Origin of the sequence: Limnohabitans sp. (assembly GCF_044361985.1) — a bacterium.
In the GTDB taxonomy this organism is placed as follows: domain Bacteria; phylum Pseudomonadota; class Gammaproteobacteria; order Burkholderiales; family Burkholderiaceae_C; genus Limnohabitans_A.
The window spans coordinates 1-11,372 of record NZ_JBIKHV010000072.1 but is presented as its reverse complement, the minus strand read 5'-3'; the positions used below and the strand labels follow the sequence as shown (position 1 = coordinate 11,372).

10 protein-coding genes, 3 tRNA genes and 1 pseudogene are annotated in these 11,372 nt (G+C 58.8%); 2 read left to right on the top strand and 12 right to left on the bottom strand.

Translation table 11 applies throughout. The annotated features are described in order from the left end of the window. Together ACIQ3A_RS11355 and ACIQ3A_RS11350 are read left to right on the top strand one after the other, a co-directional pair. Positions 1-477: pseudogene (locus tag ACIQ3A_RS11355) on the top strand (cell division protein FtsH); the annotation flags it as partial. Between the two features lie 28 nt (positions 478-505). Beyond that, positions 506-640, top strand: a complete 135-nt coding sequence (locus tag ACIQ3A_RS11350) for a hypothetical protein (protein ID WP_396431849.1) — start codon at positions 506-508, stop codon at positions 638-640. A 44-nt stretch (positions 641-684) separates the two neighbouring features. On the opposite strand, the gene ACIQ3A_RS11345 is transcribed toward ACIQ3A_RS11350, so the two are convergent. From ACIQ3A_RS11345 to ACIQ3A_RS11290, 12 genes are all read right to left on the bottom strand, one after another. After that, positions 685-1,551 carry an alpha/beta fold hydrolase gene (locus ACIQ3A_RS11345; protein ID WP_396431848.1) on the bottom strand — a complete coding sequence of 289 codons (867 nt, stop codon included), beginning with the start codon at positions 1,549-1,551 and terminating at the stop codon, positions 685-687. Between the two features lie 25 nt (positions 1,552-1,576). Further along, positions 1,577-2,662 (bottom strand): branched-chain amino acid ABC transporter permease, encoded by a 1,086-nt coding sequence (locus ACIQ3A_RS11340; protein ID WP_396431847.1) that lies wholly within the window; start codon positions 2,660-2,662, stop codon positions 1,577-1,579. 10 nt (positions 2,663-2,672) lie between these two features. Continuing rightward, a complete protein-coding gene (locus ACIQ3A_RS11335) occupies positions 2,673-3,659 on the bottom strand; it encodes a branched-chain amino acid ABC transporter permease (RefSeq protein ID WP_396431846.1) in 987 nt (328 codons plus the stop codon). After that, the gene (locus tag ACIQ3A_RS11330) at positions 3,656-4,396 is read right to left on the bottom strand and encodes an ABC transporter ATP-binding protein (protein ID WP_396431845.1); all 741 of its coding nucleotides are present in this window, start codon (positions 4,394-4,396) and stop codon (positions 3,656-3,658) included. The genes ACIQ3A_RS11335 and ACIQ3A_RS11330 overlap by 4 nt, the downstream gene beginning before the upstream one ends. Beyond that, positions 4,393-5,157 carry an ABC transporter ATP-binding protein gene (locus ACIQ3A_RS11325; protein WP_396431844.1) on the bottom strand — a complete coding sequence of 255 codons (765 nt, stop codon included), beginning with the start codon at positions 5,155-5,157 and terminating at the stop codon, positions 4,393-4,395. The genes ACIQ3A_RS11330 and ACIQ3A_RS11325 overlap by 4 nt, the downstream gene beginning before the upstream one ends. Continuing rightward, complete coding sequence (locus ACIQ3A_RS11320; protein WP_396431843.1) at positions 5,157-6,344, bottom strand: substrate-binding domain-containing protein; 1,188 nt, start codon at positions 6,342-6,344, stop codon at positions 5,157-5,159. Before ACIQ3A_RS11320 ends, ACIQ3A_RS11325 begins: the two co-directional genes overlap by 1 nt. A gap of 218 nt (positions 6,345-6,562) precedes the next feature. After that, positions 6,563-8,053 carry a sigma-54 interaction domain-containing protein gene (locus ACIQ3A_RS11315; protein WP_396431842.1) on the bottom strand — a complete coding sequence of 497 codons (1,491 nt, stop codon included), beginning with the start codon at positions 8,051-8,053 and terminating at the stop codon, positions 6,563-6,565. A 444-nt stretch (positions 8,054-8,497) separates the two neighbouring features. Then, positions 8,498-8,574 (bottom strand) — tRNA-Asp (locus ACIQ3A_RS11310). A gap of 57 nt (positions 8,575-8,631) precedes the next feature. Then, positions 8,632-8,707: transfer RNA gene (locus ACIQ3A_RS11305), tRNA-Glu, on the bottom strand. Positions 8,708-8,745: 38 nt separating this feature from the next. Further along, positions 8,746-8,821: transfer RNA gene (locus ACIQ3A_RS11300), tRNA-Ala, on the bottom strand. 74 nt (positions 8,822-8,895) lie between these two features. After that, positions 8,896-10,281 (bottom strand): glutamate--tRNA ligase, encoded by a 1,386-nt coding sequence (gene gltX / locus ACIQ3A_RS11295; RefSeq protein WP_396431841.1) that lies wholly within the window; start codon positions 10,279-10,281, stop codon positions 8,896-8,898. Between the two features lies 1 nt (position 10,282). Beyond that, the coding region (locus tag ACIQ3A_RS11290) for an O-succinylhomoserine sulfhydrylase (protein ID WP_396431840.1) at positions 10,283-11,372 on the bottom strand (1,090 nt) is incomplete at its 5' end.

Sequence of the window (11,372 nt, the reverse complement as noted above, 5' to 3'; positions counted from 1 at the left end):
ATTCAGCGCCCGACCGAAGACCGTTATTTGATGACGCAAGCCGAGTTGCAACGCAAGATCTGCGTGTTGCTGGGCGGACGCGCCGCAGAAAAATTGATGCTGGGCCATATTTCAACTGGGGCCGCCGACGACTTGGCCAAGGCCACCCAGATTGCCCGCGAAATGGTCATGCGCTATGGCATGGACGAGGCACTCGGTTGCGTGAGCCATGACAGCAACCGCGCTGTGCCCTTCGGCATGGGTGAGAACCTTTTTTCGCCACCGCCCAACCCGGTGTCTGAGGCCACACAACAAAAATTGGACGCTGCCATTGCCGGGCTACTGAGCCACAACCTGGAAAGGGCCACACGCATTCTCAATACCAATCGCGCACTGCTTGAACGGTGCTCACAAGAATTACTGAAAGTGGAAACGCTGGATTCAGAAGCACTGAAATCCTTAACGGCAGACCTGGTGCAAGAGCCCGCTTTGGCCTGAAGACCCATGGGTAAAAAGCACCAGGCCTTTGGCATCTGACGGCACAGCCAAAACGCCCTCCAACACCCGCCCATCGGTCTCGATGCGCAACAAGGACGCGACTTTCACCACCCTTGGCTTGGTGCCCGTGGATGGTGGCTTGGGTTGGGACGTACCTGACTAACAACAAGAGTTTGCACGCCGGCCAATCGATTGGTCAGCACATCTTCAAGACGCCTCGATGAAGTCCGTCACCCAATTCAACTGCTGCAACACGTTGAGGGCTGGGGCATGGCCGCAACCCGGCACCTCAATGTGTTTGAGAAGGCCCCGAACAGCCGGTCCACGTCGACGCATTTCGGCGGCGGTTTCGGGCAGGACCAGATCGGAATCGACCCCGCGCAGCAGCAGCACGGGCACCTCAATGGCGTCGTAATGAGGCCAGATCAGGTAATCGTTGGGGTGCGTTGTGAACTGGGTGACCATCGCCGGGTCGTAATGCGGCGTGACGCGGCCGTCCGGCAAACGCCGGGTTGACGTTTCGGCCAAGCGTCGCCATTGCGCGTCGCTGAGCCACCCAAAAGCTTGGTAGACCTGACGAAAAAAGGCTTCAAGCTCGACCACCGTGGCAAAGGCAGGAGGTGTGCCCGCATAGGCCTTGATGCGGTCGATCGCCACCTGTGCCAGTTCGGGTGCGTTATCGTTGAGCGTCAAGCTCAAAATGCGTTGCTTCAGGCTGGGCTCGACCAGACCCGCCGAGCACAGCGTGCCAATCGCCCCCCCCATGGACGTGCCCACCCAATGCACGGCGCGCAGCTGCAGGCCGTCCATCAGCTCGCGGGCCAGCCGGGCGTAGAAGGCCAGGCAATACTGCTGCTCGGGGGCACTGCTCCACTGCGACAGGCCCCGGCCCACCGTGTCGGGGCAAATCACGCGCCAACCGCGTGCGCTCAGGTGTTCGGCCAGCTCGTCCATGTCGCGCCCAGTGCGCGCCAAGCCGTGCCAGGCGATCACAGTGCCTTTGTCGGCCTTGCCCCAGTCGGTGTAATGGATTTCCAGTCCAGCGCAGGTGATGTAGTTCGATGTGAAAGCCATGTGGACCCCAAACCCTTGGTGCAGATCAACTATTTTTATGAAGCGCCCACAGCGCCGCACGTGTGCGCAAGCGCCCCACCACCCCGGTCGGGAAGTAATACACCGACAACACAAACAGCAAGCCGAGCCAGAGCAGCCAGCGGTCGGGCGAAAGCAGCGCCGACAACAAAGGCAGCGCCGCCGTGACTTCACTGGCCAGGCGCAACAAATCCTGCAAATAACTTTGCGCCAACAAGAACAGCACCGAACCGATGGCCGCGCCGTAAATCGTGCCCATGCCACCAATGACCACGATCAGCAGCACGTCCATCATGATTTCAAAGCTGAGCGAGGTGTCCGGCCCGTTGTAACGCAACCAGAGCGCCAGCATGGCCCCGGCCACACAGGCATAGAGGGCCGACAACACGCTCGACAGCGTGCGGTAGACCACCACGCGGTAACCGATGGCCTCGGCTCGGAACTCGTTTTCGCGAATGGCCTGCAAGACACGGCCAAAGGGCGAGTTGACGATGCGCAGAAGCGACAGCAACATGGCCACAGCCAACACAAACAGCAGGTAGTAGCACAGCAAGCGACCGTCGAGTGACACACCCAGAAACGGTTCTTCGCTGAACTCCGTACTGGACAACAGCAACTCGGGCAGCTTGAAGCTCAGTCCGTCTTCGCCACCCGTGAAGTCCGACAACTGCGAAGCCAGCGTCTGGAAGGCTGCTGCCACGGCCAGCGTGATCATGGCAAAAAAGATCGCCCGCACCCGCAGCGAAAACAGGCCAATGGCCAGCGACAGAACCAAGGTGAGCACCAATGAAAGGGCAAATCCCAAGCCAATGGCACCCCAGGTCGGCCCCCAAATGTTGGAAGAAATGGCGATGCCATAAGCCCCGATGCCAAAGAACATGGTGTGCGCAAAACTCACGATGCCGGTGTAGCCCAGCAGCAGGTCGAAGCCTGCCACCAGCACCACAAAAATCAGCACCTTGGCCGCAACCGACAAGGCTTTGACACCCGGGAACAGGAAGGGTGCGAAGGCCAGACCCAGCAAAATGAGCACCAACAAAGCGGCCAACAGTCGGCTGCGCGGTCGGTCGTTGGAAATCAAACGATTGAGCATCGGGGTGTCCTTAACGGTTGGCCACGGGGTACACCCCCTGCGGACGCCACAGCAATATGCCCACCATCAGCGCGATGTTGGAAAACAGCGCCAGTTTGGGCGCCAGAAAGCCGGTGTAGTTCGCCATCAGACCGACCAGCAAGGCGCCGATCAGTGCCCCACCCGTGGAGCCCAGCCCGCCGATGATGATGACGATAAAGATCAGCACGTTGACCTGTGCGCCCATCTGTGGCACCACGTTTTGCTGATAAAGGCCCCACATGACTCCGCCCAGCCCCGCCAGCGCACTGCCCACCACGAACACACCCACAAAAAGGCTGCGGATGCGGTAGCCCATCGACTCGACCATCTCGCTGTCCTGCACGCCAGCGCGAATCAGCAAGCCGATCTTGGTGCGCCCCAGCACCCACATTTGAACGGCAAACACAGCCAGGCCCACGGCCACTGCGAGCAGACGGTATTTCTCGATCGCCGCATCGCCCCACAGCACCGAGCCACGCATGGCTTCGGGCAAAGGCAAGGCGATCTGCAGCGGGCCCCAGATGACCTTGATGAGTTCCTCACCAATGATCATGCCGCCCATGGTGATCAGGATCTGCTTGAGGTGCTGGCCATAAACGGGCCGCACAATGAAGCGCTCAAAGGCCAGGCCCACCGCCGCTGCCACAGCCATGGCAATCACCATCGCGGGCAGGACCGCCACCATGTTGCGCCACCACTCGCCCGAACCCGTCCAGTCACCCATGGCGCCCAGCACGCTGGAAGCCACAAAAGCGCCCAGCGCGATGAACAGGCCGTGGCCGAAGTTCAGCACGTCCATCAGGCCGAACACCAGCGTCAAGCCGGAAGCCATGATGAAAATGATCATGCCCATGGCCAGGCCCGCCACGGTGAGCGTGAGCCAGGTCGAGCTCGAACCGATCAGGGGCCAGGCCAGCAGGGCCAGCACCGGCACCAACAGCAAGGGGCGAGTGTCCACATCTTGAAATAACTTCATAGCGCCAGCCCCAACAAGGATTGCTGCAAGGCCGTGTCTTCGGTCAGTGCCTGCATGCGACCAGCATGCACCACACGGCCGTTGTCCATCACGGCCACGGTGTCACCCAACTCCTGGGCAAAGTGGATGTTTTGTTCGACCAGCAAGATGGTCACGCCACTGGCCTTGAGCTGCTGAAATGCATCGATCATGTTCTGGATGATGGCCGGCGCCAGGCCCTTGCTGGGCTCGTCGATGACCAGTAAATCACGCGGCTCCACGATGGCCCGAGACACGGCCAGCATCTGCTTTTGTCCGCCCGACAATTTGCCGGCCGGGTGATGCCAGAATTTCTCGACAGCCGGGAAAAGCTTAAAAATCCATTGCAGCCGCGATTCGTCCATCTGCGCTGCATTCTTTGCACTGCGCGCAGCCAACAGCATGTTTTCCTTGACCGTCAGGTCCGAGAAAATGCCCATGTTTTCTGGCACATAAGCGATGTTTTTTTGCGCAATGGCGGGCGTGTTGAGCGCCGTGATGTCTTCACCGTCAAAAGTAATGCGCCCTTGCGACGCTGGCCACAGGCCCATGATGGTGCGCAGCGTGGTGGTCTTGCCCGCGCCGTTGCGGCCCAACAGCAAAGTCAGCTCGCCACGCGGCACGACCAGATCCACGCCGTGCAGGATGTGGTACGCCCCGATGTGCGTGTGCACACCTTCGAGGGTCAACAGATTGGCGTTCACGCCAGCTTTGTTCATGCGGCCTCCTTGGCTTTACCCAGGTAAGCCTCTTGCACGATGGGCGATGCGATCACCTCGTTCGGCTCGCCATCGGCGACCAAAGCGCCGTTGTGCAGCACGATGATGCGGTCGGCCAACTCGCGCACCACGTCCATCTTGTGTTCGACCAGCAAAATGGTTTTGGTCTTGTCTTTTTTGAGCTGGCGAATCAGATCGAGGATCACTGGCGCTTCGTCGTGACTCATGCCTGCCGTGGGCTCATCGAACATGTAGACCGAAGGGTCCAGCGCCATGAGCAGCGCCACTTCGAGCTTGCGCTGATCGCCGTGTGGCAGACTGGCCACTGGAGCGTCCTGTTGCGCAGTCATCGACACCGACGCCAGAATCTCCAGCGCACGGTTGGTGAGTTGCGCATGGTCACTCCAGATGCTCCACAGGTTCAAGCCACGGCGGTGCGCGCCCTCTCTTGTGGCTTGCACAGCCAGGCGCACATTCTCCAGCACCGACAGATTCGGGAATAAATTGGTCAACTGAAACGCACGGCCCAGACCAGCGCGGGTGCGCGTTGAGGCGGGCAAGCCGGTCAGATCGCGGCCGTTCAAATGCACCGAGCCTTCCGTGGCAGGCAACTGTCCCGAGATCAGGTTGAAGTAGGTGGTTTTGCCTGCCCCGTTGGGGCCGACGATGGCGGTCAGCGTGCCAGGCTCAAAACGGCACGAGACCGCATTGACCGCCACATGACCGCCAAACCGCACAGTCAGGTTGTGCGTTTCCAGCATCAGCGTTTGTTGCGGATCGGCACGTTCATTTCTTCGGGCTTGATCTCGCGGATCAGCTCAGGCACACCCCAGGCGAAAGCCGGGTCAAGCTTGATCTTGAAGTGGTACATGCTTTGCATGGCCTGGTGATCCTCCTTGCGGAAGGTCATCTTGCCTTTGGGCGTGTCAAAACTCATGCCTTCCATGGCGCTGATGAGTTTGTTGGCGCTGGTGTCGCCATTGGTTTTCTTCAGCGCGGTGACCAGCGCCATGGCAGAGGAGAAGCCGCCCGCCGTGAAAAAGTCTGGTGGCGACTTGAACTGTTGGTAATGCGAGGCCACCATCGCATCGTTGACTGGGTTCTTGGGCATGCCGAAGTAATAGTAGGCCGCGCCTTCCATGCCGGGGAACTGCTTGTAGGCCACCATGGCGGGCAGGATGTTACCGCCCGTGGCGATCTCGATGCCGTAGCGCTTCAAGTCCATGTCGGCGATCTTGAACGGGTTGCCACCGGCCCAGATGATGAAGATGATCTTGCGGCCCGGCTGGCCCTTGAGCTTGTCGATCATGCGCTGCGCACCAGCGGTGAAGTCGGTGGTGGCAGGCGGCAGGTACTCTTCGTGCACCAGCTTGGATTTTTTGAGCGCTTCCTTGAAGGCCTTCACGCCGTCACGGCCAAAAGCCGAGTCTTGCGCCATGGTGACGATGCTCACACCGTCTTTGTCCACCGCCACAGCATTGGCAATCGCATCTTGGCTGCTGTTGCGCCCGGTGCGGAAGATGTATTTGTTCCACTTATCGCCGGTGATGGAGTCGGCCACAGCAGGCTCGACCAGCAGGATCTTTTTGTACTCCTCGGCCACTGGCAGCATGGCCAACGCCACGGGCGAAGCGGTCGGACCCACGGCCAGGTCCACCTTGTCGTCGCCATAGGCGGCGGCCAACAGGTTTTTGCCCAGGTCAGGCTTGCCCTGGTCGTCTTTTTCGATCACGACGATCTTTCGGCCAGCCACTTCCATGGTGCCGCCCGTGGCATAACTCAGGCCCATCATCAAACCGGTTTGGGTTTGTTTGCCATAGGCTTCCAGCGGGCCGGTCTTGCTGTAAATGTGGGCGATCTTGATGTCCTTGCCCTGGGCCATTACGGCCAAGGGCGATGCAACTGTCAAGTACAAAGCGGCCAGGGAAATGAGGTGTCTGCGAAACATGTGGGTCTCCTGATTGAAAATTATGATCTGATCATTGGCATAGCAGTCTTGCACAAGCCATGCCAGAATCCGAGCCGATAGCCCATCGTCCTAAGTCGTTGTCGCACAAAAGATTTTTCAAACCGCCAAAATGCATGAAGCAAAATGCGTTGCAATATGTTTTTTTAAAATACAGTCAAGTGCTTTAAATAAAAACAACTGTATTTTTTAAATACAAATCAGGACAAGCATTGGTACAGTTTTGACCGCGACACGCCCAGCAATTTGGCAGCTGCAAATTTATTGCCCTGGGTGGATTGCAAGGCCGCAGCCACGGCCATGCGCTCCAGCGCCTTCACCTGTTGCGACAAAGGCGACAGCAGCAGCTGTGCCCCTCCTTCCAGATTGAGCGTCGCCTGCGCAGCAAGGGGTGCGGGCGTGATCTGGCTCAGCCCAGACTCCCGAAGGACCCCTTCCACCTCGGAGGCATCCAGCAAGCCTGTGTCACTGCGCAGCAGCAGCTGCTCGATCACGTTGCGCAGTTCGCGCACATTGCCACGCCAGTTTTGAACCGACAGCAAGGCAATGGCCTGCGCGCTGAATTCGGGGTGTGGCAAACCACTGCTCAACGCCAGGTCTTCAGCCAACACCTCGATCAAGGCGGGGATATCGCTGGCCCGGTCCCGCAAAGCTGGCGCCCGCAAAGGCAAGGCATTCAGTCGGTAATACAAGTCTTCCCGAAAACGCCCTTCGTGAACCAGCTTGGCCAGGTCATGTGAGGTCGCAGCAATGATCCGCGCATCAAAGGGCAGTAAACGATTGGAGCCCAGCGGCTCAATCTCACCTTCTTGCAAGGCGCGCAGCAGTTTGGCCTGCAAGCCCAAGGGCATGTCACCGATTTCGTCCAGAAACAAGGTGCCACCATCGGCCAGTCTGAACTTTCCCTCGCGTCCCTTGCGGTCAGCGCCCGTGTAAGCACCGGGGGCCACGCCAAAAAACTCGGCTTCCAGCAAGGTTTCAGGCACCGCTGCAATGTTCACGCTCACCAAAGGCCCTTTGGCCCGGGGTGAAGCAGCATGAATCGCGTGGGCCAGCAACTCCTTGCCTGTGCCGGTCTCACCCAGTAGCAACACCGGGCTGCTGGACTGCGCCGCCCGTCTCGCTTGGCGCTTGAGCTCCACCACGGGAGCGCTGGTACCAATGAAACTTGCAAAACTGTGACGCGCCTGACGCAGACCAAGCCCCGAGCGTTTCTGGACAGCCAAAGCATCGCGAGCCTCATCCAACTCGCGCTGCATCAAGGAAAATTTAGCCAGAAACGGCTGTAAATTGGACTGCGCCTGGTCAAACAACACCACCCCCAAGGCCCCTATCACCTGTCCGGCATCGTCTCGCAATGGGAATCGGCTCACCACAAAGGTGCCCGCCTTATTCGTCAGCAAGTCAATCAGAATGGGCTTGCCAGTCTCCAGCACACGTTGCATCTGCGTGTTTTGAATCACCTCGGCTACAGGCTGACCGACAAACGCCTGCTCGCTGGCAAAACCAAGTGCGGGCAGATATCGGCGGTACTGGTCGTTGATCCACACCACTCGCCCCGAACGGTTCACCAACAACATGCCCTCGCTGGCATGGGCAAAGACATCGAACAATGATTTGGCAGCCAAATTCAAAATGCTCTGGGCATCTTTGGGCAAACCCGCGAAGTCTGAATCTACTGATAAAGGCATCGGCTCATTTTAACGATGCATGCGACACGCAAAGCCCGCTGGCTTCTGCGCACCACAGCCTGCGATGCTGCAGACGAGCGAGACGGAACTGCCCCTCGGGTCGATTTAATCTACTAACGCTGGGAGATTGAGGAGCGTTTGCAGGGGGTGTGACGATAGGCATTTGAAAACACCCGACACCACTACACGACGTCACCTGCTCAAGGCATGCGCCACCAGCGGATTGCTCTCAGCAATCACCCCCCTGAATGCATGAGTGAGGACAAAGGATGATCCGGCGTTAAAGATCGCCGCCAACGAAAAATAGCACCTTCACGGCTTGCAAGCCAAGCGATGGGCCTCGCAACCTGGTTGAAATCACTGAATCAAGCGACTTCTTTTTGGATATTTTTTCGGTATGTAGAAATAAAAAATGCGCCCGAAGGCGCATTTTTACTGACTTACTGGCGGAGTGGACGGGACTCGAACCCGCGACCCCCGGCGTGACAGGCCGGTATTCTAACCAACTGAACTACCACTCCTGATAGCTGTAACTTTTGTCAGTATGCGGTTGCAAACTGACCAAGTGTCACAAAACTTGGCGACCCTACGGGGATTCGAACCCCGGTACTCACCGTGAAAGGGTGATGTCCTAGGCCTCTAGACGATAGGGTCATAACCTGGACTGATTCTGATGAATCATCTCGACACTTTGGTGGAGGTAAGCGGGATCGAACCGCTGACCTCTTGCATGCCATGCAAGCGCTCTCCCAGCTGAGCTATACCCCCCTTTGGTCAACGACAAACAGTGATGTTTTTCGTTGTGCCTCGTTGGCGTCGAGTCTTGGATTATAGACAGAAATTTATGGGTTTCTCAAACTCTCCACTATTTTTTCTCTCTGGCTCAAGGCCAGCACAGCGTCGAGCGACGGGGTCTGGGCCGTGCCCATCACCAGCACCCGCACGGGCATGGCGATCTGCGGCATTTTGAGACCCGTTTCAGTCAGCGTCTCCTTGATGGCCGCAGCAATCGAAGTTTTGTCCCAGACGCACTTGGCCAGCTTGTCGGCCAAAGCCGTCAATGCAGGCTTGACCGCGTCGGTCACATGTTGTGCTTTTTCTTCTGCGTTGGGCACCACGTCCAGATAAAAAGCCGAGATCCATTTGGCCAAGACCACCAAGGTGTCGCAACGGTCTTTGAACAAGCCACAAATGCTGGCCAGTCGCTCATCGGCCACCACACCCAGTTTGCCCAAAAAGGGCTGCACGAGGTCTGCCAATTGGGCATCGTCCATGGCCTTGAGGTGCTGCGCATTGACCCACTTGAGCTTGGCTTCGTCGAACTGTGCAGCACTGCGACCGAGGTGGTCCAGATTGAACCATTCGAGAAACTGGGCGCGGCTGAAAATCTCGTCGTCGCCGTGGCTCCAGCCCAGGCGCGCCAGGTAGTTGACCATGGCATCGGGCAGGTAGCCCTCGTCGCGGTAAACCGTCACGGCCTTGGCACCGTTGCGCTTGCTCATCTTCTCGCCCTGCTCGTTCAGCACGGTGGGCAGGTGGGCGTAGATCGGCGGCTCTTTGCCCAAGGCCTGGAAGATGTTGATTTGACGCGGTGTGTTGTTCACATGGTCATCGCCGCGGATCACGTGCGTGATCGCCATGTCGATGTCATCCACCACCACGCAGAAGTTGTAAGTGGGCGTGCCGTCCGGGCGGGCAATCACCAGATCGTCCAGTTCGTCGTTGCTGATTTCGATGCGGCCCTTGACTTTGTCGTCCCATGCCACCATCCCACCGATGGGATTTTTGAAGCGCAGCACGGGCTTCACGCCTTCAGGAATCGTTGGCAAGGTCTTGCCTGGTGCCGGGCGCCATGTGCCGTCGTAACGGGGCTTTTCTTTGTGGGCCATTTGGTGCTCGCGCAAGGCGTCGAGCGCTTCCATGCTCATGTAGCAAGGGTAGACATGGCCAGCGGCTTGCAAATCGGCGAGTACCTCTTTGTAGCGTTCGATGCGCTGCATTTGGTAATAAGGACCTTCGTCGTGGTCCAGCCCCAACCAGGCCATGCCTTCAATGATCACATCCACCGAGGCTTGTGTGGAGCGGTCGAGATCGGTGTCTTCAATGCGCAAGATGAAGTCGCCGCCAGTGGCGCGGGCAAAAGCCCAGGGGTACAAAGCCGAGCGGATGTTGCCCAGATGAATGAAGCCGGTGGGTGATGGGGCAAAACGGGTGCGGATTTTCGTCATATCAAAGGGTATCGAGACCACGGGCCAGGTCATTTTGAACGTCTTGCGGGTATTCCAGGCCGACCGCAACACGGATCAGGCTCTGGCCGATGCCTGCGGCTTGGCGCTGCGCTTCGGTCAGGCGGCCGTGCGATGTGCTGGCGGGGTGTGCCACCAGGGTTTTGGTATCGCCCAAATTGGTGCTCAGGGACAACATTTGCATTTGGTCCATGACATGGAAAGCACGTGCACGCGATGTTTCGGGACTGTCGGCTTTCACATCGAAGGACAGGACTGCGCCCCCCAGGCCAGACATTTGGCGCATGGCCAGCTCGTGCTGGGGGTGGCTGGCCAAACCCGGGTAATGAACGCGCGCCACAGCCGGGTGCTTTTCCAGCCATTCGGCCAAAATTTGGGCCCGGGCGGTCTGAGCCCGCATGCGCAGGTCCAGGGTTTCGAGACCTTTGAGCACGACCCAGGCATTGAATGGCGCGAGCGTCATGCCCCCGCTTTTCATGACCGGCAGAAACTTCTCGGTGATCATTTGCTGAGAGGCACACAGTGCGCCCGCCACCACACGGCCCTGCCCATCCAGGTACTTGGTGCCAGAGTGCGTGATGATGTCCGCCCCCATTGCCGCGGGCCGCTGCAAAGCCGGGGTGGCAAAGCAGTTGTCCACCGCAAACAAGGCGCCGGCGTTGTGCGCCATATCGGCCAGCGCCTGAATGTCGCAGACCTCGGTCAGCGGGTTGGTGGGCGTTTCTGCGAACAGCAGTCGGGTGTTGGGACGAATGGCTGCTTGCCAGTCTTGCAGATCGGTCTGAGACACGAAACTGGACTCGACCCCGAACTTGGCCAGGTCGGACCCGATCAGTTTGATGGTCGAGCCGAACATGGAGCGCGAGCACACCACATGGTCGCCCGCCTTGAGCAAGCCCAGACACATCATCAGGATGGCCGACATGCCGGAAGCTGTGCCCATCGAGGCTTCTGTGCCTTCCAGCGCGGCCAGTCGCATTTCCATGCTGCTCACGGTGGGGTTGCCATAACGGCCGTAGGTGTAGCCTTCTTCGTCACCTGCAAAACGGCGTGCCGCCGCTTCAGCGGTGGGT